Source organism: Streptomyces sp. NPDC096012 (genome assembly GCF_040426375.1).
Classification (GTDB): domain Bacteria; phylum Actinomycetota; class Actinomycetes; order Streptomycetales; family Streptomycetaceae; genus Streptomyces.
The window spans coordinates 257,483-283,594 of the sequence record NZ_JBEOTD010000003.1 but is presented as its reverse complement, the minus strand read 5'-3'; the positions used below and the strand labels follow the sequence as shown (position 1 = coordinate 283,594).

Sequence of the window (26,112 nt, the reverse complement as noted above, 5' to 3'; positions counted from 1 at the left end):
CGTGGAGCGTGTCGCCGAGAACCTGAACCGGGCCCTGCACGCGGCCTTCGCCGCCGACCCCGGCCTGTTCCTGCTGGGGGAGGACGTCGCCGATCCGTACGGCGGCGCCTTCAAGATCACCAAGGGACTGTCGTCGGGCTACCCCGACCGGGTCCTCAGCACGCCCATCAGCGAGCAGTCGCTGGTGGGCGTGGCCAACGGGCTGGCGCTGTCCGGCGGGCGCGCCATCGTCGAGATCATGTTCGGCGACTTCGCCACCCTGGCCTTCGACCAGATCGTCAACTTCGCGGCCAAATCGGTCGCGATGTACGGCCGCCGGGTCGAGGTGCCGGTGATCGTGCGCTGTCCCACCGGCGGGCGGCGCGGGTACGGCCCGACCCACAGCCAGAGCCTGCAGAAGCACTTCATCGGCGTGCCGCACCTGTCGGTGCACGAGATCTCGCCGTTCCACGACAGCACGGCCCTGCTCGCCGGCCTGCTCGCCGAGGGCGAGCCGGCCGTCCTGTTCGAGGACAAGGTGCTCTACACGCAGCCGATGCACGAGCCGGGTACGGACGGGCCGTTCGTCGCCGATTTCCCGTTCGGAGCCGGTGGCGCGGCACGGCTGCGGGCGTCGGACGGCGACGACGCGGCCGACTGCGTGATCATCGCGCCCGGCGGCGTGGCCCGGCGGGCGCTGGCGGCGGCCGGGACGCTGTTCGCCGAGCACGAGATCACCTGCGAGGTGATCGTGCCGACCCGGTTGTACCCGTTCGACGTGGAGCCGCTGCTGCCCGCCCTGGCCGGCGCCGAGGTGGTGTGCCTGGTCGAGGACTGCGCCGCCGGCGGCACCTGGGGCTCGGAGGTCGCCGGGCGCGTCTACGAGCGGCTGTGGGGCCGGCTGCGCCGCCCGGTCGTGCTGTGCAGCGCCGAGGCCGAGGTGATCCCGACCGCCGCACACCTGGAACAGACCGTGCTCCCCCAAGCTTCTGACATCCACCGCGCCATCTGGGAGGCGTTGCATGCGTGAACTGCTGCTGCCGAAGTTCAACAACAACGACGAGGGCTGCGTCCTGGTCGGCTGGACGGTCGACGACGGCGCCGCGGTGTCCGCGGACGCGGTCGTTGCCGAGGTCGAGACCGCCAAGGCCCTGGAGGAACTCGTCGCGGACGTCGACGGCGTCCTCCACCGGCTCGTCGAGGCCGGAGCGCACTGCGAGTTCGGGCGGCCGGTAGGGCTGCTGTTCGACAGCCGCCAGGAGCGGGACGACTACCTGGCTGCCGCCGTCGTGACCACCGCACCCGAGGGCGAGGGCGACGGCGAGGACCACGAGGGCGGCCCGGAGCCGATCCTCAGCGACGCCGCACGCACCCTCGCCCAGGATCACGGCATCCGGACCGAGCAGCTGCGCACGCTCGGCAAGCGGGTGGTGAAGGCCTCCGACGTCCAGCGGCTCATCGACCAGGGGTCCATGGACCAGGAGGAGGCGTCCGTGTCGGCTGGGGCGTCCGCGGACGCCGTCGTCGTCAGCCTCAGTCCGCGCCAGCGCGCGGTGGCCGCGGTCGTCAGCGAGGCGCACCGCACCATCCCGGCCGCCTTCGCCGCGATCGCGGTCGACCTGACAGCGTTCCGCGCCGCCCGCGGTGGCGCCCCATACGGACTCGTCGAGCTCCTGGTCAAGGCCATCGCCGCTCGCCACGCCGAGTTCCCGCTGTTCTTCGCCACGTCCGGTGCGGACCACACCCTCACCCTTGCGCCGGCCGCCAACGTCGGGGTCACCGTCGACGTCGGGACCGGGCTGTTCATCCCGGTGCTCAAGGACGCCGCCCACCGTCCGATCGCCGACCTGGCCGACGACCTCATGGACTTCCGTGTCAGCGCCCTGCGGCAGAACTTCCGCGAGGACGCGTTCGCCGACGAGGCCATCACCCTCTCGCTGCACAACGATCCGGACATCATCCTGGCCGCGCCGATCGTCCATCCGGGCCGCACCTGCGTCGTGACCTTGTGCGCCGAGCGGAGCGAAGTCGCGCTGTCCGAGGACGGTGTGCCGTTCACCCGGCCGGTCACCACGGTCGCGGTCACCTACGACCACCGCTATCTCAACGGCCGTGAGGCGGTCCGCTTCCTCACCGCGGTGAAGCAGGACCTGGAGACCGCCGACGCCATCGCCCGGCTCGCGGGCTGACGGGGGGACGACGACGCCACCGCCGGGCTTCGACGCGGATGCCGAAGCCGGCGGCGAGCCGGGCGAGAACGTCGTGCCGGCGCGGGTACACCGGACCGACCGGGGCACGCCGGTGCGGCGGGAGCCTGCAGCGGCGGTCACCCTCGCGGGTGACGACGAGCACGGTGACCCACTCGACCAGGGCCTGGGGCAGGTCGGGTGCGGCAGGACAGGAAGCCAACAGGGCTCCCGTACCAGTGAGTTGAGGCGCGAATACCTCTCTCGACGGCACGGGAGCCCTGTCCGGCACATAACAGCCGACAGCCGGTACTTCGGCGGGTCGGTTCCGGCGCGGGCGCGGTGGATCCGCACCCTGGCCGGGCGACCGCGGTGGCATGGGATGGATCAGGGTCGGACCGTGCGCTGGTCGGGCGCGTCGGCGCCGCACGCGTCCTGCAGTCGCTTGAGATAGGTCAAGCCGGTCATGACCTCGTCCGTCGGCAGTCCGAAGTCGATGAGACACGCGATCTCGTCCACGCCGAGCTCCGCGAGCCGCGCCACGACCTGCTCGCCCTTGTCGACCGAGCCGAGCAGGCCGACGTTGTCGAAGTAGTGCTCGAAGGCCCGCTCGACGAGCATGTCGATCTCGTCCGGCTCCAGGTCTCCGGTGCTGAGGTCCGACGACAGGATGAGCCCGAGTGAGCTGCGCATGTAGTCGCTCAGCGACGGCCGGACCAGCTCTCGGACCCTGTCGGTGTCCTCGCCGAGGTACGTGTGCACCATCACCGCGACGTGGCCCGGCCAGCCGGCGTCGGCCGCGGCCTGCCGGTACTCGGCTATCTTGTGCGCCAGCTGTTCGGGACTCTGGCCGAGCAGGTGGGTGAGGAGCCCGGCTCCGATCCGGCCGGCGCTCCGGAAGGTCTCGACGTCGCCGACACTGGCGACCCAGATCGGCAGGTCGGTCTGGACCGGCGGCGGGAACGACCGCACCTTCACCGGGTTCCCCGCGCCGTCGGTGACCTCGATCGCCTCGCCGCGCCACAGGGCGCGCACCTGCTCGATGCGCTCGTACATCTCCGTCCGGCGGTTCGTGTAGGCGGCCGGATTCAGGGCGAAGTCGACGGCGTGCCAGCCGGAGGCGAAGGACACCCCGACGCGACCCCGGGAGATGTTGTCCACCACGGACCACTCCTCGGCGATCCGCAGCGCGTGGTGCAACGGTGCCACGACGCTGCCCGCCCGGATCTTGACACGCTCCGTCGTCGCGGCGATCGCCGCACTGGTCACGGAGGGGTTCGGATAGGTCCCACCGAAGGGGTGGAAATGGCGTTCCGGGGTCCACACCGCCGCCAATCCGTTCTCGTCGGCGAATCGTGCGCCTTCGAGCAACAACCGGTACCGGTCGGCCTCGGCGCCCCCGCTGTCGTTGGCGAAATAGAAGAGGCTCAGATCCATGGTGTGTTCTCCCCAGCGGATACGGGTTCGGAGTCGGGGGTGTGGCGAACATCGGTCGGTAAATGCGCCCGCTCCTGATTCATAGCACCCTCGTTCTTCGCGGACACACCCACCGCGGACCGCGGTGGAAAGCGGCCCACGGAGTGTTGTCTCGCCGGCGAGACAAGCGCACGATGGACCCGTCCTTCGGGAAATCAGGTTTCGTTCACACAGGAGAGCCGTGGCCAATCCGTTCGAAGATGAGGAAGGCGTTCATCTCGTCCTGGTCAACGGCGAGGAGCAGTACTCGCTGTGGCCGGCGTCCCATGCCGTGCCCGCCGGCTGGTCGGTCGCGCACGACGCGGACACGCGGGCGAACTGTCTTGAATACGTGTCCGCACACTGGTCGGACATGCGGCCCGCCAGCCTGCGAGAGCTGACCGATGAAGCGCGAGAGGTGGTCGGATGACGGTCGACAGCGGGTTCCGTAACCCCATGGACGAGCTGGTGGTCGGCAAGGTGCGGGAGCTTCTGGGGAATCCGGACATCGGCATCGGCGACGACTTCCTGGCCGTCGGCGGCAACTCCATCATCGCCGTCCGCCTCGGCCAGGCCCTGCGCCAGGAGCTCGGGATATCCCGGATCACCGGCGTCGTCCTCAAGAACCCGTTGCTCAGCGACCTCAGCGACGTGCTGAGCGAACTGGTCGGCGAGGCGTCCTGACCGTGTCGTGACGGTCGCGTCCGGGCGGTGTCCCGGGTGCCACGCCGCCGTGGCGCGACCGACGGCGCGCGTGGTCCCGGGACGGAACGTGGCTCCGCCGCTACCCCGGTGACCGGGTTCCGGGGTTCGATTCCCCGTGCCGGGTCAGTCGCATCGGCATCAGGAGGCCGAGACGGGAATCTGTCTCGCCGGCAAGACATCGAGCCGATGTCACCTTGCGGTGGGCGGTGTCCCGGCCCCTATGTTCGTGGTTCGGTGACAGCGCCCTCCGCCAACGGCGCTTCGACCTCTTCTGGAAATCGGCGTCATCCCGTTCCAGTCCGTTGGATGTCGTCGCGGGCTCACGTGGCTGAATCTTTCCAGACCTGATAGATCGGTTGGAGTTCCTTCGTGACCGGAATGCCGTACAACAATCTCGAGGTCACGTCGAATTCAGACGGTGATCCCTCGGCCGGAGGCCATTTCCTGACGACCGCCGCATCGTCGGCGCGGCGACGGACGTATTTCTCCTGGATACCGCGGCCGGATGACACCCGGCCGGTGCTGTGGCGCAGGGGTACCTCGTGACGGCGGCCGGAACCCGGCCGCGGACCGGGTTCCTGTTTCCGGGGCAGAGCTCTGAGTACGTCGGCATGGGCGTCGAGCTCCATCGCGAGCACCCGTTGTTCCGCGCGGGCATCGACCGGCACGCCGATCAGTTCCGCCGGCTCACCGGCGTCGGCCCGCTCGACGTGTTCGCCGACCCGGCCGCCCAGACCCGGGCCGAGCTGCTCCAGCCCGCGGTCTTTCTGCTGCAGGTCGCGTTGGCGGAGTTCTGGACCTCGTGCGGCGTGCGGCCCGACGCGGTGGTCGGCCACAGTCTCGGCGAGTACGCGGCCGCCTGTGTGGCGGGGGTGTTCGGCGTCGAGGAAGGGCTCGAACTCGTCAGCGCCCGCGGCCGTGCCTTCGCGGCCGTGCCCGGCGCCGGCCGGATGGTCGCCGTGGGCGGCCCTGACCCGGCGGAGCTGGAACGCCTGGTCACGGCACACGGCGGCGCGGCGTCGGTGGCCGCGTACAACGCCCCGGAGCGGATCGTCGTCTCGGGGACCGACACGGCGATGGGGGAGTTGGTGCCGGCGTTCCAGCGGCGAGGCTGGCTGACGATCCCGCTGGAGACCACCCACGCCTTCCACTCGACGCTGGTCGCCCCGGCCGTCCCGGCGCTGGTCGCGGCGGCGGGACGGATCCGGCACCGGAACCCGGCCGTGCCGCTGGCGCTGAACCTCACCGGCGGTTGGGCCGCGGGCGGGGAGCTCGGCGCGGAGTACTGGGGCCGGCAGCTCACCTCACCGGTCAGGTTCACGGCGGGAGTCCGGGCACTGATGGACCGCGGCTGCACGGTCCTTCTGGAGGTGGGGCCCGGACGGACGCTGACCACGGCCGGCCGGGCACAGAGCGACGGGAGTGAGCTCTGGCTGGCGGGGTTGTCGCCTCGGACACCGGATTCGGCGACGGTCCTGGAGCACCTGACTCGGCTGGAGGAGGCGGGGATCGCCGTCGACTGGGTGAGGTACCACGCGCCCTTCCGCGCGAGGGGGCGGACGGTCGGTGACCGGCCGGAAGCGGATCGGCCGGCCCCGGTGCCGTCCACCGAGCTGCCGTTCCGGATCGAGCGGGTCGTGATCCACGAGTCGGCGAGCGCCGCGGTGTCCGGAGTCGCGGTGGTCCGGCACCGGGTGGGCGAGACGGCGCGAGAGGTCGTCGACGTCTCGGTCGTCGACGACGCCGGCCGGCCGGTCGTCGAGGTCTTCGGGCTCGAGCTCGGGGCGGGGACCGGTGAGGAGGCGGGCGGGCCGGACCAGCTCTCGCCCGAGGAGGCGGAGCGGCTGTTGGCATCGCTCGACGCGCTGACCGAGGACCAATTGCACGCCCTCCTGCCTCTGTGGGCAGGCCCAGGCGCTTCCACCGCCGTCGGATCGACCGAGGAGTGACACTCATGACTGACTACGACCTCCGGAAGAAGCTGGAGGTGGCGCTTCGGGCACGGGCCGGACAGGCGCGCACCGAGCATCCGCTCTCCTACGGGCAGAGCTCGTTGCTGACGCTGCATCAGATGAACCCGGACAGCGCGTCCTACAACGTCGCCCTCACCGCCCGGTTCACGGGCGGATTCGACTCCGCCGCGTTCCACCGCGCCCTGCAGTCGCTCGTCGGGCGGCACGCGGCGCTGCGCACCACCTTCAGCCGGGCGGACGCCGACGACGGGGACGGCCCCGTGGGCCGTCAGACCGTTCACGGTTGGCTCGAACCCGACTTCGCCGAGCTGGACGCGCACCAGTGGACCGAAGGAGAACTCCGGGAGGCGGTGCGCGCCGCCTATCGCGAGCCGTTCGCCCTCGTCACCGGGTCGCCCCTTCGGGCGCGGACATACCGGGTGGCGCCCGGAGAAGCGGTCGTTCTGCTGGCGGCCCACCACGTGGTGTGCGACTTCTGGTCGCTCGGCACCATGCTGGCCGAACTCGAGCAGCTCTACGCCGCCGAGACCGAACGGCGCTCGGCGGGACTGTCCGGGCGCAACCGTCCGTACAGCGACTTCGTCGCGTACCAGCGTGAGCTGATCGCCGGCGACCGGGGCGCCCGGGCCCGCGCCTACTGGCACGGCCGGCTGTCCGGTCAGTTGGAGCCGGCCGAATGGCCCCGGTTCGATGTGGACCCGGCGGACGCCGACGGCGGCGGTTCGCTCATGTTCCCCATCCCCGCGGACCTCGCCGCGGACGTGATCGCGCTGGCCAAGACGGAAGCGGTCACGCCCTACGTGGTGTTGCTGACGGCTTTTCAGGTTCTGGTCGGCCGCTACACCGGCCGGCGTGACGTGCTCGTCGGGAGCCCGTTCGCCGGCCGCACCGACCCGGCGCTGGCCGAGTGCGTCGGGAACTTCATGAACCCCGTCGTGCTGCGTGCGGACCTGAGCGACGCGGTCTCGTTCCGCGAGCAGCTCGGCCGGACCCGCCGCACCGTCACCGAGGCGTTCGAGCACCAGGACTACCCGTTCGAGCTGCTCGTCGGCGAGCTGGCACCGAGCCGGGCGGACGGCCGCAACCCCATCTTCCAGACGATGTTCATCTACCAGAAGTCCGGCCGGCATCCGGCGCACGCCGCCCTCCACGTGGCCGACGAGGGCGCGTCCCCGGCCGCCTGGGCCGGACTGACCGCGGCGCCGTTCCCGCTGGACAAGCAGGACGACCAGCTCGAGTTCCTGCTGGAGGTCGTCCACGACGGCGACCGGCTCGTGGGCGTGCTCAAGTACCGCAAGTCCGTCTTCTCCGCCGCCGCGGCCGGCCGTGCCGCCGAGCACTACACGACGCTGTTGCGGGCCGCGGTCGCCGACCCTGACCGCGGTGTCGCGGATCTGCCGATCCTCAGCGACGCCGGGCACGGCGCCGACCGGCACCCCGCACCGGTGTCCGTCGCGCCGGACGACAGCCTGGCGGCCCGCTTCCGGCAGGCCGCGGAGCGGCACGCCCACCGAACGGCGGTGCGCTGCGCCGGAGACGAGCTCACGTACGCCGAGCTCGACGAGCTGGCCGGGCGCTGGACGGCCCGGCTGCGGGCCGAGGGCGTCGGACCGGGCCGCCGGGTCGCCCTCCTGCTCGAGCCCTCCCTCGACACGGTCGCCGCGATCGTCGCCGTCCAGCGGGCCCAGGCGGCCTACGTGGTCCTGGACCCGTCCCATCCCGCGGCATGGTGCCGGACGGTGGTCGAGGACAGCGGAGCGCACGTGGTGCTCACCCAGCCGGACCTGGCCGGTCTGCTGGACGGCGCCGCGGTGCCGGTCCTGGTCATGCCGGAGACCGAGCTGCCGCCGGCCGGCGAGCCCGGCGATCTGCCGCGAGCCGGCGACGTGGCCCGCACCGTCTACACCTCCGGCTCGACCGGGACGCCCCAGGGGATCGACATCGAGCACGGCAACGTCCTGACGCTGCTGGAGTCGATGCGTGAGCACGTCGTCGTCGACGAGACCGCGGTCGGGGCGTTCTTCCACCCGGCCGGTTCCGATCTGCCGCTGTGGGGCACCCTGCTGGCCGGGGCCTGCCTGGTCGTCGTGCCGTCGGGGGCGGCCGGATCGCCTGACCTCCTCCACGCGCTGCTCGTCGGGGAACGGGTCACGCACATGGTCCAGACCCCCTCCGCCCTGCACGGCCTGTCCGCCGCGGTCCGGCGGACCGGGACCAAGGGTCTGGCGCTGAGGCACGTCCTCTCGTGCGGCGAGCCTCTGCCCGCGTCGCTCGCCCGGACCGTCCGCGAGTGGTGCGGGACGCTGTGGAACACCTACGGCCCGGCCGAGACCGCGTTCTGGGCCACCGCGCAGCGCGTCCGGCCGGAAGACTGCGCGGGAACCAGCGTGCCGGTCGGACTCCCGCTGGCGAACGCCCGGGTCCACGTCCTCGACGAGCACGGGCGGCCCGTGCCGCCGGAGTTCACCGGCGAACTGCACATCGGCGGACAGTGCGTCAGCCGGGGTTACGTCAACCAGTCGCAGCTGACGAAGGAACGCTTCCTCGACAGCCCGCTCGAGCCGCAGGGCCGGCTGTACCGCACCGGCGATCTGGCGCGGGTCGACACCCGGGGGCGACTGGAGATCCTGGGACGCGTCGACAACCGGGTGACGATCGGCGGGTTCCGGGTCGAGCTGGAAGGTGTGGAAGCCCGGCTGGACGAGGTGCCCGGTGTCAGAAGGTCGACGGCGTTGGTCGTCGGCGCGGGCGCCGACGACAGCCGCCTCGTCGCCTGCGTGATCCCCGAGCCGGGGCGGAACCCGACGGAAGGTGCCCTGAGAGCGGAGTTGCGTTCCACGCTGCCGCCCCCCATGGTGCCCACCGCGATCGGGTTCCTCGACGCGTTCCCGCTCGACGCCGCTCAGAGGGTCGACCGCGCGCGACTGGCCGAGCAGTTCGCGAGCGTGGCCGCCCGAACCGGCGCCGCCGCGGCGCCGAGCGACCGCGAGCGCCGGGTGACGGCAGTCTGGCAGCAGGTGCTGCAGCGCCAGGACATCGGCCGCGAGGACAACTTCTTCGATCTCGGCGGCAACTCCATGCTGCTGCTGCAGGCCTACGAACTGCTCGCCGGCGACGCCGCGAACCCGCCGTTGAAGGGGTCCGAGCTGTTCCGCTATCCGACCGTGGCCAGTCTGGCCGCGCGCCTCGGCCGGGACGATGCCGCGCCCGCCGACGTCGGCGGAGGCGGGGGCCGCGACCGGAACCGGACGTCGAGCCGACGCGTCCGGCCGGCGGACGACACGGTCCGCGACGCGCGCCTGCGGGCCCGGGAACGGGGCGGGAAGAATGCCTGACGCCGACGAGACCGACGTGACGATCCGGCCGAACGACGTGGCCGTGATCGGGATGTGCGGCCGGTTCCCCGGCGCCCCCGACGTGGACGCGTTCTGGAGCCGACTGCGGGCCGGCGACGAGCTGCTGACCACCTACACCGACGACGCACTCCTCGCGGCCGGTGTGCCCGAGCGGGTACTCCGCGATCCGCGTTACGTCCGGCGAGCGGCCGTCCTGCCCGACGCCTTCGACTTCGACCCCGAGTTCTTCGGCTACACCCGGCGCGAGGCGAAGCTGATCGATCCCCAGCAGCGGATCATGCTGGAGGTCGCGTGGGAACTGCTCGACACCATCGGCTACTCCGGCGGGGCCGGCGATCAGGCGGTCGGGGTGTTCGCCGGCGCGGCGATGAACACGTACCTGACGAACGTCGTGGCCCGGTCCTGCGACCTGCTGACCTACGACGGCATCGAGCTCATGGTCGCCAACGACAAGGACTATCTGACCACGCGGATCTCCTACAAGCTGGGCCTGAAGGGGCCGAGCGTCGCCGTGCAGACCGCCTGTTCGACATCGCTGGTCGCGGTGCACGTGGCCGCGCAGAGCCTGATCGCGGGGGAGTGCGACATCGCGCTGGCCGGCGGCGTCTCGGTGATCGCCAACCCGTATCCGGGCTATGTGTACGGCGAGGGGATGATGTTCTCCCCGGACGGCCGGTGCCGTCCCTTCGACGCGGACGCCGACGGCACCACGTTCGGCGACGGCGTCGGCCTGGTGGCCCTGAAACGGCTGGCCGAGGCGATCGAGGACGGCGACCGGATCCTGGCCGTGCTGAAGGGGTCGGCGGTCAACAACGACGGCTCCGACAAGATCGGCTACACCGCCCCGAGCGTCGAAGGGCAGCGGGCGGTGATCGGCGAGGCGCACGCGGTCGCCGGAGTGGACAGCGACACCATCACGTACGTCGAGGCGCACGGGACCGCGACCGCCCTGGGCGACCCCATCGAGTTCACCGCGCTCAGCGAAGCCTTCGCCGACGGCGGCGCCCGGCCCGGGCAGTGCGCGCTGGGCTCGGTCAAGGCGAACGCCGGGCACCTGGCCGCCGCCGCCGGGATCACCGGCTTCATCAAGACGGTGCTGGCCCTGCGGCACCGGGAGATCCCCGGCCACCCGACCTTCACCCGGCCCAACCCGGAGATCGAGCTGGCCGGCAGCCCGTTCCACATCAATACTCTGCCGATGGCATGGCAGCCGGGCCCGACCCCGCGGCGGGCCGCGGTCAGCTCGTTCGCCATCGGCGGCACCAACGCGCACGTCGTGCTGGAGGAGGCGCCGGCGCTGCCCGCGCGGCCGACGCCTGCCGCCGGTCCCCGGCTGCTCGCGGTGAGCGCCAAGAGCGACCGGGCGCTGCGCGAGCTGGCCGGCCGGCTGGCCGACGTGCTGGCGCGGCCGGACGCCCCCGACCTCGCCGACGCCGACTACACGCTGCGGGCCGGCCGGCGCGGGTTCGCGCATCGCCGCGCGGTCGTCGCGGACGACCACGCCACCGCCGTGGCCGGACTGCGGGCGATCGAGGCGGAGGCCGCGGCGGCGCCGACGGCGGAGGCCGCCCCGGCCGTGTCGTTCCTGTTCGGCGAGGTGCCGGTCGACGATTTCCGGGTGCTGGCCGAGCGGGTGCCGGCCGTGGCCGACATCGCGCGGCGGTCCACCGACAGCGTCGTGACCGGCGCGCAGAGTCCGCAGGCCGCGCGGGTGACCGCCGGACTGGTGCTCGCGACGCTGTGGGCCGAATCCGGCGCGCGGCCCGACGCGGTCGGCGGCGCCGGAGCCGGTGAAGTCCTCGCGGCCTGCTTCAGCGGGGTCCTCGACGAGACCGAGGCGCTGGCCCTGCTGTCCTGGCGGGCCGGGCTGCTCGACGGCCCGCCCGAGGTACGGCCGAGGGTCCCGCGCGTCCCGGTCCTGTCGGCCGTCGTGGGCGGCGAGCTGCCCGAGTCGCGGGCCCTGGACCCGCTGCACTGGACCCGGGACGTGTGGGAGGGCGGCCGGCTGGCCGAGGCCTTCGGGGGCCGGACGGCGGACGGGGCGACGGTGGTCGTCGTCGGAACCCCGGCCGAACCGCTGCCGGGGGAGTGCGGCCCGGACGGCGGCTCCGAGTCGTCGCCGGTGGCACGGCTGCTCCGGGACGCGGCCCGACTGTGGACCGCGGGGGTGCCGGTGGACTGGTCCGACTGGTCCGGCCAGGAGCCCCACCGGGTCCCGCTGCCGGCCCATCCGCTGTATCGCAGCAGGCTGCGGCTGGACGAACCGGACCAGGCGCCGCCGGCGGCCCCCGCCGGCCCGCCGCGCGGCGAGGAGCTGAAGCGGCTGCTGGCGAAGCTGTGGACCGAGGTGCTGCGCACCGAGGTCGACCGCTACGACCGGAGCATCTTCGACATCAACGACGACTCGGTGCTCGCCGTGCGGCTCGCTCGCCGGATCGGGACGGAGCTCGGCGTCCCCCTGCCGACGATCGATCTGCTGAAGAACCCGACGATCGACCGCCTGGCGGCGCACCTGACCCGGGTCGGCTGACGTGAACCACGAGGAGAACACCGTGGAGCCACTGCTCCCAGAGGTCGTCGCGATGGTCGGCGGCTATTTCGACATCCGGCCGGACGCGCTGGATCCGGACGTCTCGTTCGCCGACCTCGGCGCGGACTCGATGGCGCTGCTCGGCATGCTGCGGCTGGTCGAGGAACGCTTCGGCTGCAAGGTCCCGCTCCGGCAGCTGTTCGGCGACGTCCAGACACCGGCCGCGCTGGCGGCGTACCTGGCGGCGAACGCGCCGGCCAGGACGCCGCCGCAGGCCACGGCGACCCCGGCGGCCGGCGCGGTGATCGCCGCGGCGGCCGTCGCACCCCAGGCCCTCGCACCTCCGGCCGTCGCACCCCAGGCCCTCGCACCCGCGGCCCTTGCACCCCAGGCCCTCGCACCCGCGCCCGTGGCGCCGCTCCCGGCCGGCACCCTTGCGGTGCCCGGAGTCACGCCCGTCGAGCGGCTGATCACCGAACAGCTCGCCGTCATGCGAAGCCAGCTCGAACTCCTGGCGGGCGGCGCCGCCTCGGGCACCGGACCGGTCGTCGTCGAACCGGCGCCCGCAGCCCGTCCGGCAGGGCGTCCGGCCCCGTCCCGGCCGGCCGCCCCGCTCGCACCCGGTGCGCGCGGCGGAGCCGGCCTCGTGGAGTCGGAGGAGCGTGCCCGGTATCTCAAGGTCCTGGCCGAACGGTTCGGCACCAGGACGAAGGGCTCGAAGGAGTTCGCCCAGCGGTTCCGCCCGCTGGTCGCCGACAGCCGCTCGTCCATCGGCTTCCGGCCGACGACCAAGGAGATGCTGTACCCGATCGTCGCCGAACGCGGGCAAGGCGCGCGGCTGTGGGACATCGACGGCAACGAGTACGTCGACCTCACCCTGGGCTGGGGTGTCCACCTCCTCGGGCACAACCCGCCCGCCGTCATGGCGGCCCTGCGCGAGCGGCTGGACCTCGGCTTCCTCATCGCCTCGCGCACCGAGGTGGTCGAGGAGGTCGCCGCCGGCCTGATCGAACTCACCGGCATGGAGCGGGTCGCCTTCCTGAACACCGGCACCGAAGCGGTCATGACCGCCCTGCGCATCGCCCGGACCGCGACCGGCCGGGACGACGTCGTGATCTTCTCCACCGCCTACCACGGTCACGCCGACAGCGTGCTCGCCGCGGCCTCCTCCGAGAACGGCGTGCGGACCACCCGGCCGGTCACCTCGGGCATCCCGGCGCGCGCGGTGGAGAACGTGCACGTGCTCGAGTTCGGCACCGACGAGGCCCTGGAGTTCATCGACAGGCACGGTCCGCGGCTCGCCGCGGTGATGACCGAGCCGGTGACCCTCCGCACCCCCGGAGTGCAGAACCCCGAGTTCCTGCGCCGGGTCCGGGAGATCACCCGGCGGCACGGCACGAAGCTGATCTTCGACGAGATGGTGACCGGTTTCCGCTGCCACCCGGCCGGTGTCCAGGGGCTCTACGGCATCGAGGCCGACCTGGCCACCTACGGCAAGATCATCGGCGGCGGCATGCCGATCGGCGTGATCGCCGGCCGGGGCGGGATCATGGACACGATCGACGGCGGCGTGTGGGACTTCGGCGACGACTCCCGCCCGACCGCGGAGTCCACCTTCTTCGCCGGCACGTTCAGTCAGCACCCGATGACCATGGTGGCGGCCCGGGCGGTTCTGAACCACCTTCGCGGCGAGGGGCCGGCCCTGCAGCGGGACCTCGATCGCAAGACCGAGGTGTTCGTCGACCGGCTGAAGGCCGACTTCCGCGAGCTCGACGTGCCCATCGAGGTCCGCCGGTTCTCCTCGTTCTTCCGGTTCGAGCACGAACAGAACATGGACCCCCTCTACCTCAACCTGCTCGACCGCGGCGTGTTCGTCTGGGAGCTGCGCAACTTCTTCCTGTCCACGGCGCACGAGCAGGCCGACCTCGACCACATCCGGGCCGCGGTCCGCGACTCGATCACCGAGCTGCGGGAGCACGGTGTGCTCGGCCCCGGCCGGGCGGCCGGGGCCGGGGCCGTGGTGCCGCCGCCCGCGTCGCGCAGCACCCTCGCGCAGCGGCAGCAGGCGGCACTGGACGAGGGCGGCGTGCCGGCGTATCAGATGTCCGTCGGCTTCTGGCTGGACGGTCGGCTGGACCGGGACGCGCTGCGCGGCGCCGTGCTGGGCCTGGTCGCCCGGCACGAGACCTTGCGGACCACGCTCGCCGCCGACGGCGTGACGCTCGTCGTGCGTCCTGCCGCGGAGACGGTGCCGGACGAGGTTCTGACCGAACACGTCTGCCCGGACGACGACGACCTCGACCGCTTCCGGCAGTCCTGGGCCGAGCAGCGATTCGACCTCGCGGCGGGGCCGGTGTTCCGCGCCGCGATCGTGCGGACCGCTCCGGAGCGGCATCTGCTGCTGATCTCCGGGGCGCACGCCGCGGTGGACGGCTGGTCGTTCAGCGTCCTGGTCGACGACCTCGTCGCCCTGTACAACGCCGGCTGCCAGGATGTCCGGCCCCTGCTGCCGCCCGCGGCGCAGTTCCGGGACTACGTCGCGTGGCACGAGCGGGTCGCCGGCGGCCCCGACGCCGCCGAGCACCGGGACCACTGGCGCACTCTGCTCCAGGGCGCGGCGGCTCCGAAACTGCCCGCGTCCGGAACGTCCGTGCCCTTCCCCTACCGAGCCGTGCGGCACAGCGTCCGGCTCGACTCCGAGTTCTGCGACCGGATGCGCGACACCGCCCGGGAGCAGGGCGCGACGGTGTTCGCCTACCTGGTCGCGGCCTGGGGCGCCGTGCTGCACCAGGTGACGGGGCAGGACGACATCGTCGTCCCGGTCCTGGCCGCCCGCCGCCCGCCGGAGCTGGACGAGGTGGTCGGGTACTGCTCGAACCTGCTGCCGCTGCGTCTGCGACGGACGGCGGACGTCCTGGCCGCGGACTACGTGGCCGAGGTCATGGAACACCTCGTGACCGGGCTCGAGACCCAGGACCACCCGTTCGCCGACCTGATCGTGGAGTTGGCGCCCGGAACCGGCCTGCGCGCCGACCTGCTCGCGACGTCCGTCTCGTTCTACCGCCGCGTGGCGGCGCCCCCGATGGACGGGCTCACGGTCTCGGATGCCGACCCGCTGCCGATCGTTCACACCGGCCACCCCCTCGCGCTGAACATCATCGAGGGCGCGGACGGCTTCCGGTGCGACTTCGAGATCGCGGCGGACGTCGTCGCCCCCGACCTCACCGCCGACATCGCGCACCGCTACCGGGACCTGCTCGCCGGCCTGGTCGCGCACGGCGAGCGCCCACTGGCCCAACTGGACCGGCCCGACCATGACGACCTCTGAGCACCACCTCCGGCACGACCACATCAGCCCTCGAACACACGGGAGCCGCAAGACCATGATCACAGCAGGCCTGAAGCTCACGCAGAGCGGCGGCATCGCGATCCTCGACGAGGACCGTCTGGTGTTCAACGTCGAGATGCAGAAGATCGCCAACGGAGCCCGGTACAGCAACGTCGACGAACTCGACGACCTGGTCGGCGTGATGGACAAGTTCGGCCTCAAGGTCGGCGACGTCGGCACGTGGGCGCTGGACGGCTGGGACGGCGCCGCCGCCGGGCGCGTCAAGGTACTCGCCGGCGGGATCCGGACAGAGGTCCTGGTCGCCCCCTACCGGGAGACCGACCTGGTGCCCGACCCGGCGCTGCCCGGCCACCGCGGCCGGATCGTCATCGGCGGCCAGGCGCTGGACTACGACAGCTACGTCCACGTCGCCGGCCACCTGGCATCGGCCTACTGCACCAGCCCGTTCGCGCGCCGCGGCGAGCCGTCGATGGTGCTGGTCTGGGACGGCGGCTGCTTCCCGCGGCTGTACTGCGTGGACGCCGACGGCCGGATAGAGGCCGGCGGCGAGGCGTTCCCGCTCATCGGCCACACCTACTCGATGACCTCGCAGTACTGGGGCCCGTTCAAGCGGCAGAACAAGTCGAAGAACGTCGACGACCTCTCCGTGGCCGGGAAGATGATGGCGTACATCGCCCTGGGCACCTCGCGGGAGCAGATCAAGCAGGTCTTCCGCGAGGAGTTCTTCGAGTTCTTCGACGCCGACTCGCCGCGGGTGCGGGAGTACCGGCGGGCCATCATCGGGTGCGGCAGCACCGGTGAGCCGTCGCACGCCTACGTGCACCAGTTCCTCTCCGCCGTGCAGGCCCGTACCGCCGCGCTCGGGGTCTCCGACGTGGACGTGCTGGCCAGCGTCCACACGTTCATCGAGGAACTGCTGATCGACCGGGTGACCAAGAAGATCCAGTCGTGGAAGGGCGGCGGCGCCTGGAACCTGTGCTTCGCCGGCGGCTGCGCGCTGAACATCAAGTGGAACAGCGCCCTGCGCTCGCACCCGATGATCAAGGCCATGTGGGTGCCGCCGTTCCCGGACGACTCCGGCGTCGCCATCGGCACGGCCTGCCTGGCCGCGGCCGGCGGCTCCGGGCTCCGGCCGATCCAGTGGGGCGCCCGGCTGGGCCCGGATCTCGAACCGACGCCGGAGGTGCCGCGCGGCTGGAGCACGTCGCCCTGCACACCGGAGGAACTGGCCCAGATCCTGCACACCACAGGCCAGCCCGCGGTCGTGCTCGACGGCCGTGCCGAACTGGGACCCCGCGCGCTCGGCGGACGCAGCATCATCGCGTCGCCGGTCGAGGCGTCGATGAAGAGGCTCCTGAACGACGTGAAGAGCCGGGAGAGTTACCGGCCGGTCGCGCCCATCTGCCTGGAAGAGCATGCCCCAACCGTCTTCGACCCGGGCACGCCGGACCCGTACATGCTGTTCGAACACTGGGTCCGTCCCGAGTGGATCGACCGCGTCCCGGCCGTCATGCACCTGGACGGCACCGCACGGCTGCAGACCGTCAACGCGTCCGACGACCCGAACCTGCACGCCATCCTGCGCGAGTACTACCGGTGCAGCGGCATCCCGGTCCTGTGCAACACGAGCGCCAACTACAACGGCCGCAGCTTCTTCCCCGACGTCGCGTCGGCGATCGAGTGGGGCCAGCTCGACCTGGTGTGGAGCGAGGGCGTCCTGTACCGGCGGGAGGACTCGGCGTTCTGAGAGGGCGTTCGGCCCGGGCAGTTCGCCGTATGTGCCTCAGTGGGTTCCTCGCCGGGCGGGTGACATGTCGTCCGTTGTGCGCCTGGCGAGGTTGCCGACCCGAGGCGGTGTGTATCACGGCAAGGATCGAGGACGGCCGGCTCCGGGTGGCGTGCTGTTCAGCGACCGGGCCCTGCCGACGGGCCGGGGCGAGGAGCGGCCCGGGCCCGGAGGCCGCGCTGCGGCTCACCGACGACGCACCCGGCACCGGCCGCCGGCCCCGGTGCCGGCGAGCCGGTCAACGACGAAACGGAGACGTCCCGATGACGCCTCAGCACATCCAGAAGAGGTGTGGGCCCTCGGCGGGGTGACCGACTACCGGTTCTCCGTGAGGCCCGGTCGGATCCTGGACGGCGGAGTCGTCACCGAAGCGGTGGGCCGCGTCACGGGTGCCGTTCCCGACCACGACGCGTACACCGCTCTGGTCGAGCGGATCAACTCGCTGCGACGGCTGGGCTTCGTGTTCGATGGGGAGCCGAAGCCCCGCTTCGTCAACGGCGACGAGCTGTCCTCGCTGTGGGCCGACGCGGTACCCGACGCACTCGAAGCAGGACGGAGGGTTGAAGGTCACGGCTCACGAACCGCCCGCCACACGGGCCGGCCCGCACCCACCACTTCATCCGAATCTGCGAGCGTCAGGGCGTCCCGATCCTCGCCGACCGCGCCTACCAAGGCGCCGGCCCCTGGGTCACATTCGGACTCCAACGCCCATCGGGCGGCGAGCTCACCCTCACCCAGCGCACCGTCAACCGTGCCCTGGCCACAGCGCGGGCACCGGTCGAACGCGGCATGGCACGACTGAAGAGACAATGCGGGCTAGGAGCTGTGTCTGGCCGCGAAGATCGTCGCGTTCGGCGCGGAAGCGGGCCAGGTCCTGCTGCTGCTTACAGGACATCTCAATTGGTAATCGAGGCAGTGATCAGGTGCAGGCGCGGTGACTTGACCGTGATGTGAGACTTGCCGCATGGACATGGGGCGTGAGTCGCGGTGGGAAAAGGATGCAATGACGGTGGAGATCGGATTCGCCCTGGTGACTTCCTGGACAAAACTCGGCTCCCGCGGCGACCTGGACTGGTCGCGGTGCGCGATCGACTCGGTGAACATGCGGGCCCTGAAAAGGGGGACCTGACGGGTCCGAATCCTGTCGACCGGGGCAAGTACTCGAAGATCCATCTGATCGCCGAGCGAACCGGTCTGCCCTTGTCTGTCGGCATCTCCGGTGCCAACGTCCACGACAGCCAGGCCCTGATCCCGCTCGTGAAGGGGATCCCCTCGATTCGGTCCCGCCGAGGGCCCCGCCGGCGCAAGCCCGCAAGCTCCATGCCGATAAGGGCTACGACTACCGCCACCTGCGGCAATGGCTGGTACAGCGAGGCATCCAGCACCGCATTGCCCGCAAGGGCGTCGAGACCTCACAGCGACTGGGCCGACACCGCTGGACGATCGAACGGACGATGGCCTGGCTTGCCGGCTGCCGCCGACTCCACCGTCGCTACGAGCGCAAGGCCGAGCACTTCCTCGCCTTCACCAGCATCGCCTGCACCCTCATCTGCTACCGCCGGCTCGCCAAATGAGATGACTTCTTAGCCACGCAGGGCCGCGCCGAGTCAGGCAGTGCTTGACGGGGGTGCGGGCCTTGACCAGGGCGTAGAACAAGGCGGCAGGCGCAACCGCTTTTCACGCGGGCAGCCCGACGGTACGGCATGGCACCGCGCCCCGGGGACGACAGCTGTCTTTCTCGTTGTCGAGGACCTTCACCGGGCCGGTGAACGGACGTGGCGCGGACAACTGCGCGTCAGTACCCTACGGTTCGAGATCTCGCGAGCGCATCCCACACCGGACGAGGAGACCACCGAATGGAATCACGCGTCTTATCCGCGGCCTTTCTTGTTGTCGCCCTGACCGCCGTCACAGCCTGCGAGTCATCGGGAGACGGAAAGCACACGGCGTCGGCGCGGCCCAGCAGCACCGCGCCGAGGATGCGCCAGAATTCCGTTGCCGGCGTCGTGGGAACGAACCCAGGGACCAAGGCGGTGGGTACTCCCTCGACAGCCAGGGTTGTGGGCCTGGGCTACGAATTCCGCCTGCTGGGAACGGCGACGACCCCGGTCGTCAGCACCGACCAGGGGCCACGCCAGGCGGCAGCGGGGCAGCGGCTGCTGCTGGTCCGTTACGACGCCACCGGCTCCCTGGGCGGGCAGTCCCACTCGGACACCCCCGGTCTCACCAAGAGGGCCACCCTTGTGGTGGACGGAACCCGTACCGTCCTCAGTCCGGACGCGCTGCCGTCGGGACACGACGAAACCGTCGCGATGTCCGTCGCCCAGAACGCCCACGACCTGTCCCTCGAAATCGAGACGGGAGATCTCGTTCAGTCGCTTTCCCTGGTGACCGGAGAACGCTCCGGCGCTGATCCGGTGGTGCTCTATCGGACGGACGCCGAGAACCAGGATGCGACGGGTTTCCCGAGCGTCACCGCGGAAATCTCCAAACGCCTTTCCTTCCCCTTCGCTCTCATCTCCTCGAACGGGCAGCAGGACACGTTCCCGGACGGGAAGTATCCGACGACGATCGACGTCGAGAAGGCGCATCTCACTTACACCCTCACCCAGCCCGACAGCGAGCTCAGGTTTCCATCGAGTCCCGACAAGGCGTTCCTGACCCTGGACACCCAGGTGACCGGAGGAAACAGCTGGATGACGGCTCTCCCCACCAAGGACTTCGTCCTCACCACCGACAAAGGGCAGAAAGTATCGGCGCAGCGGTTCGACGATCCCGGGCTGCGGACGGGCGACCTGCAGGACTCCGAGAACGCCTTCTTCGGTGGAAAGGTCTACTGGGAAGTCCCCGGTGACACCAAGTCGGCGACGCTTACGATCACCGCCACGAAGAACCACCACATGGGAGGGCTCTTCAACAGTTCGATGCTCGACTACCACAACAAGAGGCAATCCTTCGACATACAGTTCTGACCGGTTCCGGCCATACGCCCACCACGCCTGACCGGGCGCCCGTGAGCGCCGGTCCCCGCCGTCCCGACGGGGACGGACCCAGGGCTTCGGCGTAGTTTCGTGACGCCCGGTTCGTGACGATCTGCCAGTTCGGTGCCCCGGAACGTGACAGGCACGGCTTCCAAGATCATGGAGTTCTCTACGCCCTGTGAGTCCGAGTGGAAGACCGTGCCTGCCGCCGCATCATCGCTGACCCCGCTTGCCCTTGACCAGCTCCGCGAGCATCCCGAGGTCGTATCCGATGAGGTCCCGCGTCTGCTGGAGCGGCTGGCCGAGGTACCCGACCCGCGAGACCCACGCGGCTGACGGCACGCTCTGGTTGCCGTGCTCGCGCTGACCCGTGTGCGGTTCTGGCGGGGGCGACTCTGGTGCTGGCAGTCAGCGAATGGATCGCCGAGGAGCCGCACGACGGCGGTGGTGTAGGCGTGGCCGGTGCCGACGGATATGCCGAACCCGGCGGCGATCTGCGCGAGAGTGTCGTGCTTGCGCAGGTAGGCGAGAGCGACGAGGGCGCGCTGGTGCGGCGGGAGCTTGCGGCGGCGGTCACCCTCACGGGTGACGATAAGCATCGTGACCCACTCGACCAGCGCATGAGGCAGGTCGAGTGCGGCAGGATAGGGGAACCAACAGGGCTCCTGGACCAGCAGGTTGAGACTTCGAACACCTCACCCAACGGCACGGGGGCCCGGTCCGTTGTGGGCACCAAGGTCATCGCCCAATCGATGCACGCTGAAAAGGCTCAGTCACCGCGCCGGAACCCCGCCCGCGGCTTGACGGCGCGGAGCCGGACATCACCTGTGATTCCGCACCGTGAGTTCCAGGTCGGACGCGATCTGGCTGATCATTTCGGTGGCGCCGGCGGGGTCGAAGAAGTGGCCGCCGGACACCGTGGTCAAGTTGAACGCCGCTGACGTTTCCCGGTACCAGTCCCGCATGAGCTCGGGTGGTGCCTCCGTATCGTCTGTGCCGGTGAAGGCACGCAGTGGCACCGCCAGCGGCGGCCCGCTTCGCGGCGGGCAGGTGCCGACGACGGCGAGGTCGGCGCGCACGGTCGGCAGATACATCTCCAGCAGCTCTTCGCTGTCGAAGATCTCCGCAGCTGTGCCGCCGAGCTCACGCAGGTAGGCGATCAGCCTCTCATCCGACTCGTCCCAGCCACGCACCGGCAGGCCTCGGGAAGGAGCACAACTGCTCGCGGAGAACAAATGAGAGGGCTGCGGCAGGCCCCGCTCACGCAACAGGTGCGACACCGCCAGGGCCACCCGCGCGCCCATGCTGAATCCGAAGAAGGCATACGGCGAATCCAGCTCTCCGGCCATCGCGTCGGCAACGGCCTCGGCCAGCGGTCGCATGTCCCGGAAGGGTTGCTCCGCGAAGCGGTTCTCGCGGCCGGGTAACTGCACGGCCACCACCTCGACGTACGGCGGAAGCAGGAACTGCCAGTCCCGGAACGAGGCGGCACTGCCACCCGCGTAGTGGAAGCAGAACAGGCGCAGTGCCCTGGATCCGTAAGCCGGACCGAACCGCCGGAACCATTTGGTCTCCGGCCCGCGCCGTGACTGAGCAGCCATCTAGGCCCCCTTCGCACCCAGCCCGGCGGCGAACAGCTCGAACAACTCGGTCGGTCCGTCCAGGAACCGGTAGTGCGCCCCCGGAAGGACGTGGTGATCCGTGTCTCCGCACCGGTCCCAGCCACCCATGGCGTGGTGCTGGACTTCGCGGTCCTCACTCCAGCCGATGGTCGTGATCGGCATGGTCAGCCTGACGGGGTCGGGGACGACGTAGCGTTTGTTGACCTCGATGTCGGCACGCAGGACCTCCAGCGCCACTTCGAGCACCTCCGGGCTCGGGTTCCCGCCGCGTTCTTCGATCATGATGCGGAGCTCGTCGGTCAGCCCGTCGTCATCGAGTTCCAGGAACCGTCCGGTCGGGCCGTCCTGCGGCGCCACCTGGGAGGAGATGAACAGATGGCCCGGAACAGCCGAGCCTGTCGCCTCGACCTGGACGGCTGTCTGGTAGGCCGCCAAAGCCGAGCCGCAGTGCCCGAAGAAGCCGTACGGCCGGTCGAGGTAGGGCTCCAGGCCGGCCACCAGGTGCTCGGCCAACTCTTCGTAGGTGGCCGGCGCCTGCTCGCGCATCCGGTTCGCGCGTCCAGGCAGTTGTACCGGGACGAGTTCGACACTGCCCACGTTGGACGGCCAGCGGTTGTACATCCCCGCGCCGGTGCCCGAGTACGGGATACAGAATATCCGGGCGGTGGCCAGCGGATCGGGCTGGCGCAGCAGCCAAGGATTCATGCCCTTCATGAACTTCTCCTCCTGGTGCGCCGCTTCGCGGTTATGGGAATGTGCTTGAAGCCCGAAACGAAGTTCGACCGCAGTCGTTCCGCCGGTCCGGCGGCCTGAAAGTCGTCGAAGCGCTCGAACAACTCGCTGAACAGGATACGAAGGGTCAAACGCGCGAGTGAGTGACCGACGCAGTAGTGCGGCCCCGCCCCGAAGGCGAGGTGCTTGTTGGGCTTGCGCCTCAGATCGAAAACCTCGGCGTCGGGGAACGCCTTTTCGTCACGGTCGGCCGCACCGAGCCACACCACCACCGCATCTCCGGCGGCGATCGGCGTGTTGTGCATGACCACGTCCTGGGTGGCATAGCGCAGGAAGTGATTCACCGGCGACGCCCAGCGCAGCGCCTCCTCGGTGGCGGTCGCGTCGACCTCGGGGTGCGCGGCCCAGTCGGCAAGAACGTCCGTACCGATGAACTGGGCCATGACGAAGTTGGGTGAATGCGGGGTGGTGACGTTCGCACCGAGCAACAAGCTGTAGCAGTTGGAGGTGATCTCCCCCGGGGACATGTGGCGCCCCTCGAAAGTGGTCCCGATCAACACGCTGAGCAAATCGTCGCCGGGGTTGGCGCGCCGGAACTCCACGAGGTCCTGAAAATAGGCGAACAGCTCGCGGTGCGCGGCCTCCAGAGTGGCGGCCTTGCCGTCTGGGCCCTGATACTCCGGATCGTCGGCGGCGATGCAGACCGTTGTCAGCCGGCTCAGCCACGGCCAGTCCCGCCGCGGGATGCCCATCAGTGTGCCGCTGACGGCCATGGGAAGAGCCAGAGTGGCTTGAGCGAAGTCGAAGACCCCTCCGTCGCCGAGTGGCTCGATCAGTTCGACCAGCAGACGTGTGATCATGTCACGTTGCCGGTCGACGGCGCGCGCGATGAGCGCCTTGTGGAGCCGGACCCGCATCTCGGTGTGCCGGGGTGGGTCGGTTACGGCGAGCTGCCGTCCGCCTGCCGGGTCGTCGTGTCCGAGCAGGTCCACGAGCGTGCCACGTTCGGAGGTGAAGACGGCCCAGTCACGCAGGACGCGATCGGCGTCGTCGTAGGAAACGACCGACCAGAATCCGTTCTCGCTGTCCACCTGCTGCCAGTGCAGGGTGTCCAGGGCGCGCAGGCGACGCCAGACCGCCGGAGCGTCCCCGTCGCTGTACAGCATCGGGTCGACGAGGTCGATTCCGCCGTGGTGGACCGGGCAGCCCGTTGTTCGCGCCGAGTGGGTGGAGTCGGACGTCCTCACGAGTGATCTCCCTCCCGGCCGAGTTCGGCGATCTGAGCGGCCAGCTCGGCGATGGTCGGTTGCAGGTACAGGGTCCGGGCGGCCAGCTTGACCTGGAACTCCCGCTGCATCTGGCTGAGCAGCTCCGCGGCGAGCAGCGAGTGCCCGCCGAGTTCGAAGAAGTCGTCCTCGACCCCGACCGGCTCCACGTTCAGCGCCTCACCCCACAACTCCGTCAGGCGTTGTTCGAGGCTGTCGCGGGCCGGGACGTACTCGTTCCGGACCGAACGCGCGATGGCGTTGGTGGCCGGCAGCGCCCGGCGATTCACCTTGCCGCTGACCGTCAGCGGAAGTGCGTCGCGGACCAGGATCGCGGCCGGCAGCGAGTACGCGGGCAGAGTCGCGGCCAGATGGGCCGGCAGGTGGACCGCGAGATCGGCCTGGTTTCGCGCCGCCCCGTCTCGCGCCTCGACGTACGCGATGAGCCGGACATCCCCCGAGGGGAGGCGCTGCGCCACGACCGCGGCCAGCCGCACGTCCGGGTGAGCCAGCAACTCGGCCTCGACGGCGCCGGGCTCCACCCGGTATCCGCGGACTTTGACCTGGCCGTCGCCGCGACCATGGAAGAGCAGCGTGCCGTCCTCGGTCCAGCTGGCCAGGTCACCGGTCCGGTACATGCGTCGGCCCGGCTGGTCGGCGAACGGGTCCGGAAGGAAGCGCTCGGCGGTGGCCGCGGGGTCGCCCACGTAACCGAGCGCGACGCCCTCGCCGCCGGCCCACAGCTCGCCGCGCACACCGATCGGAACCAACCGCATCCGGGAGTCCATGACGGCGACCGAAGTCCCGGCTATCGGCCGGCCGATCGGTACCGGATCTCCACCGGTCGGGCCGTCGGCGACCCAGCATGTCGTGAAGGTGGTGTTCTCCGTGGGGCCGTAACCGTTGGTGAACGTCAGGCCGGGCTGGGCGGCCAGCAGATGGTTCAGGTGAGCCGGAGAAATCACGTCGCCGCCGGCGATCAGCCGTCGGACGTCGGCCAGCGCCTGCGGCCGGGCGGCGACGAACTGGTGGAAGAGCCCAGCGGTCAGCCACAGCACGCTGACCTTCTCGGCGGCCAGGGTGTCGGCGAGGGTGTCGATGTCCATCGGTCCGGGCGGGAGGACCGCCAACCGCGCGCCGTGGACGAGGGGGGCCCACAACTCGAGGGTTGCGGCGTCGAAGGCCAGCGGTGCCGCCTGCAGGAAGACGTCGCCGGGAAGGGGGTCGAGCCAGTCGGGGTCGGCGACCAGGCGACTGACGGCGCGGTGCGGCACCGAGACACCCCGGGGCTGACCCGTAGTGCCCGAAGTGAACGAGATATAGGCCGGGGACTCCTCATGGAGGTCAGGAAGCGTCGGCGCTACGGTCGTACCCGCCGTGCTGTCGAACGGGACGGCCCGCACACTGTCGGGCAACCCGACGGCCAGGTCCGGATCGGTCACGGCGACGCGCACATCGGCGGTGGCCAGCAGCCGGTGCACCCGCTCGGTCGGATCGTTGAGATCCACAGCCAGGTACGCGCCACCGGCACGCAGCACGCCGAGCAGGGCGATCACGGCTTCCGGGGAGCGGGGCATGAGAACGGCGACGACCGAGCCGGTGCGAACCCCCGCCGTGTGGAGCTCTGCGGCCAGGGCGCCGGAGCGGTCCATCAGCTCGCGGTACGTGACGTGGTCGCCTCCCCGGCTGAGCGCGACGGCGTCGGGAGCCGAGGCGGCTCGCTCGGCGATCAGCACCGGCACCGGACGCAGTTCCTTCGCCGGTGGGCCGGCCATGAAGCCGCGCACCTTCGCCTCGTCGGCTTCGGTCAGGAGATCGAGCCGGCTCAGGCAGAGGTCCGGCTGCGCCGCCGCTCGCCGCGCCTGCCTGGCGATCGGCGTGTCACCCGCCGGCCGTACGGTCAGCGCTGCCCCGGCTTCTTCGGTGTCCGCGTCGGTGGCCAGGACCTCGACGTCCACCGATCGTGCGTCACCGTAGTAGTCCACCTCGGGCGGCGCCGCGTCCCACTCCGCCGCTACCCGCTCGGCCAGAGCGACGAGCGTCGGATCGCCTGAGACATCCACCTCGAGCGGTCCACGTATCCCGTCCGCGTCCCGATGCAGAACGCTTATCCGCTCGGCGCCCGTCCGCCGGTGAATTGTCGCGACCACTGTCGCGATCGTCATAGCCGCGCTGGTCATTGGGACCTCCCGA

General features: G+C 70.8%; 17 protein-coding genes and 5 pseudogenes. 13 read left to right on the top strand and 9 right to left on the bottom strand.

All coding sequences use genetic code 11. From position 1 onward, the window contains the following. Window position 1: 1 nt before the first annotated feature. Together ABVB68_RS05345 and ABVB68_RS05340 are read left to right on the top strand one after the other, a co-directional pair. Entirely contained in the window at window positions 2-1,009 is a 1,008-nt protein-coding gene (locus tag ABVB68_RS05345) for an alpha-ketoacid dehydrogenase subunit beta (protein ID WP_353599683.1), read from the top strand. Beyond that, entirely contained in the window at window positions 1,002-2,168 is a 1,167-nt protein-coding gene (locus ABVB68_RS05340) for a 2-oxo acid dehydrogenase subunit E2 (protein WP_353599682.1), read from the top strand. The genes ABVB68_RS05345 and ABVB68_RS05340 overlap by 8 nt, the downstream gene beginning before the upstream one ends. 31 nt (window positions 2,169-2,199) lie before the next feature. On the opposite strand, the pseudogene ABVB68_RS05335 reads toward ABVB68_RS05340, so the two are convergent. Beyond that, window positions 2,200-2,388: pseudogene (locus ABVB68_RS05335) on the bottom strand (IS5/IS1182 family transposase); the annotation flags it as partial. 164 nt (window positions 2,389-2,552) lie between these two features. Beyond that, a complete protein-coding gene (locus ABVB68_RS05330; protein WP_353599681.1) occupies window positions 2,553-3,602 on the bottom strand; it encodes a MupA/Atu3671 family FMN-dependent luciferase-like monooxygenase in 1,050 nt (349 codons plus the stop codon). A gap of 220 nt (window positions 3,603-3,822) precedes the next feature. On the opposite strand from ABVB68_RS05330, the gene ABVB68_RS05325 reads away from it, so the two are divergent. Together ABVB68_RS05325 and ABVB68_RS05320 are read left to right on the top strand one after the other, a co-directional pair. Further along, complete coding sequence (locus ABVB68_RS05325; protein ID WP_353599680.1) at window positions 3,823-4,050, top strand: MbtH family protein; 228 nt, start codon at window positions 3,823-3,825, stop codon at window positions 4,048-4,050. Beyond that, entirely contained in the window at window positions 4,047-4,304 is a 258-nt protein-coding gene (locus ABVB68_RS05320; RefSeq protein ID WP_353599679.1) for a phosphopantetheine-binding protein, read from the top strand. The genes ABVB68_RS05325 and ABVB68_RS05320 overlap by 4 nt, the downstream gene beginning before the upstream one ends. Window positions 4,305-4,645: 341 nt before the next feature. Here ABVB68_RS05320 and ABVB68_RS05315 read toward each other — a convergent pair whose 3' ends face one another. Continuing rightward, window positions 4,646-4,954 carry a hypothetical protein gene (locus ABVB68_RS05315; RefSeq protein WP_353599678.1) on the bottom strand — a complete coding sequence of 103 codons (309 nt, stop codon included), beginning with the start codon at window positions 4,952-4,954 and terminating at the stop codon, window positions 4,646-4,648. Here ABVB68_RS05315 and ABVB68_RS05310 point away from each other — a divergent pair. From ABVB68_RS05310 to ABVB68_RS05270, 9 genes and pseudogenes are all read left to right on the top strand, one after another. Beyond that, the gene (locus tag ABVB68_RS05310) at window positions 4,937-6,274 is read left to right on the top strand and encodes an acyltransferase domain-containing protein (RefSeq protein WP_353599677.1); all 1,338 of its coding nucleotides are present in this window, start codon (window positions 4,937-4,939) and stop codon (window positions 6,272-6,274) included. The genes ABVB68_RS05315 and ABVB68_RS05310 overlap by 18 nt on opposite strands. 5 nt (window positions 6,275-6,279) lie before the next feature. Continuing rightward, entirely contained in the window at window positions 6,280-9,633 is a 3,354-nt protein-coding gene (locus ABVB68_RS05305) for a non-ribosomal peptide synthetase (RefSeq protein ID WP_353599676.1), read from the top strand. Next, entirely contained in the window at window positions 9,626-12,184 is a 2,559-nt protein-coding gene (locus tag ABVB68_RS05300; protein ID WP_353599675.1) for a type I polyketide synthase, read from the top strand. Before ABVB68_RS05305 ends, ABVB68_RS05300 begins: the two co-directional genes overlap by 8 nt. Window positions 12,185-12,206: 22 nt before the next feature. After that, window positions 12,207-15,512: an aminotransferase class III-fold pyridoxal phosphate-dependent enzyme gene (locus ABVB68_RS05295; protein WP_353599674.1), complete on the top strand. Its 3,306-nt coding sequence runs from the start codon at window positions 12,207-12,209 to the stop codon at window positions 15,510-15,512. Between the two features lie 55 nt (window positions 15,513-15,567). Next, window positions 15,568-17,280: a carbamoyltransferase N-terminal domain-containing protein gene (locus tag ABVB68_RS05290; RefSeq protein WP_353599673.1), complete on the top strand. Its 1,713-nt coding sequence runs from the start codon at window positions 15,568-15,570 to the stop codon at window positions 17,278-17,280. A 639-nt stretch (window positions 17,281-17,919) separates the two neighbouring features. Next, window positions 17,920-18,273: pseudogene (locus ABVB68_RS05285) on the top strand (transposase family protein); the annotation flags it as partial. Between the two features lie 10 nt (window positions 18,274-18,283). After that, window positions 18,284-18,358 (top strand): annotated as a pseudogene (locus tag ABVB68_RS05280) (DUF6332 family protein); the annotation flags it as partial. Window positions 18,359-18,364: 6 nt separating this feature from the next. Beyond that, window positions 18,365-18,893 (top strand): annotated as a pseudogene (locus ABVB68_RS05275) (IS5 family transposase); the annotation flags it as partial. Window positions 18,894-19,175: 282 nt separating this feature from the next. Continuing rightward, a complete protein-coding gene (locus ABVB68_RS05270; RefSeq protein ID WP_353599672.1) occupies window positions 19,176-20,291 on the top strand; it encodes a hypothetical protein in 1,116 nt (371 codons plus the stop codon). A gap of 222 nt (window positions 20,292-20,513) precedes the next feature. On the opposite strand, the gene ABVB68_RS05265 is transcribed toward ABVB68_RS05270, so the two are convergent. The 6 genes and pseudogenes from ABVB68_RS05265 to ABVB68_RS05240 form a co-directional block, all read right to left on the bottom strand. Beyond that, window positions 20,514-20,642: a hypothetical protein gene (locus ABVB68_RS05265; protein ID WP_353599771.1), complete on the bottom strand. Its 129-nt coding sequence runs from the start codon at window positions 20,640-20,642 to the stop codon at window positions 20,514-20,516. A gap of 77 nt (window positions 20,643-20,719) precedes the next feature. Continuing rightward, a pseudogene (locus tag ABVB68_RS05260) lies at window positions 20,720-20,899 on the bottom strand (helix-turn-helix domain-containing protein); the annotation flags it as partial. Window positions 20,900-21,121: 222 nt separating this feature from the next. After that, on the bottom strand, window positions 21,122-21,901 hold the full coding sequence (locus ABVB68_RS05255; protein ID WP_353599671.1) for a thioesterase II family protein: 780 nt from the start codon (window positions 21,899-21,901) through the stop codon (window positions 21,122-21,124). Next, complete coding sequence (locus ABVB68_RS05250; protein ID WP_353599670.1) at window positions 21,902-22,636, bottom strand: thioesterase II family protein; 735 nt, start codon at window positions 22,634-22,636, stop codon at window positions 21,902-21,904. It lies immediately after the preceding gene. Further along, window positions 22,633-23,901 (bottom strand): cytochrome P450, encoded by a 1,269-nt coding sequence (locus tag ABVB68_RS05245; RefSeq protein ID WP_353599669.1) that lies wholly within the window; start codon window positions 23,899-23,901, stop codon window positions 22,633-22,635. Before ABVB68_RS05245 ends, ABVB68_RS05250 begins: the two co-directional genes overlap by 4 nt. Next, window positions 23,898-26,084 (bottom strand): amino acid adenylation domain-containing protein, encoded by a 2,187-nt coding sequence (locus ABVB68_RS05240; RefSeq protein ID WP_353599668.1) that lies wholly within the window; start codon window positions 26,082-26,084, stop codon window positions 23,898-23,900. The genes ABVB68_RS05245 and ABVB68_RS05240 overlap by 4 nt, the downstream gene beginning before the upstream one ends. Between the last annotated feature and the right edge of the window lie 28 nt (window positions 26,085-26,112).

Bases quoted from the DNA above. Each gene is read 5' to 3' on its own strand.
- ABVB68_RS05340 (WP_353599682.1), top strand. From the start codon at position 1,002: ATGCGTGAACTGCTGCTGCCGAAGTTCAACAACAACGACGAGGGCTGC.
- ABVB68_RS05330 (WP_353599681.1), bottom strand. From the start codon at position 3,602: ATGGATCTGAGCCTCTTCTATTTCGCCAACGACAGCGGGGGCGCCGAG.
- ABVB68_RS05320 (WP_353599679.1), top strand. From the start codon at position 4,047: ATGACGGTCGACAGCGGGTTCCGTAACCCCATGGACGAGCTGGTGGTC.
- ABVB68_RS05310 (WP_353599677.1), top strand. From the start codon at position 4,937: ATGGGCGTCGAGCTCCATCGCGAGCACCCGTTGTTCCGCGCGGGCATC.
- ABVB68_RS05315 (WP_353599678.1), bottom strand. From the start codon at position 4,954: ATGGAGCTCGACGCCCATGCCGACGTACTCAGAGCTCTGCCCCGGAAA.
- ABVB68_RS05305 (WP_353599676.1), top strand. From the start codon at position 6,280: ATGACTGACTACGACCTCCGGAAGAAGCTGGAGGTGGCGCTTCGGGCA.
- ABVB68_RS05300 (WP_353599675.1), top strand. From the start codon at position 9,626: ATGCCTGACGCCGACGAGACCGACGTGACGATCCGGCCGAACGACGTG.
- ABVB68_RS05290 (WP_353599673.1), top strand. From the start codon at position 15,568: ATGATCACAGCAGGCCTGAAGCTCACGCAGAGCGGCGGCATCGCGATC.
- ABVB68_RS05270 (WP_353599672.1), top strand. From the start codon at position 19,176: ATGGAATCACGCGTCTTATCCGCGGCCTTTCTTGTTGTCGCCCTGACC.
- ABVB68_RS05255 (WP_353599671.1), bottom strand. From the start codon at position 21,901: ATGGCTGCTCAGTCACGGCGCGGGCCGGAGACCAAATGGTTCCGGCGG.
- ABVB68_RS05250 (WP_353599670.1), bottom strand. From the start codon at position 22,636: ATGAAGGGCATGAATCCTTGGCTGCTGCGCCAGCCCGATCCGCTGGCC.
- ABVB68_RS05240 (WP_353599668.1), bottom strand. From the start codon at position 26,084: ATGACGATCGCGACAGTGGTCGCGACAATTCACCGGCGGACGGGCGCC.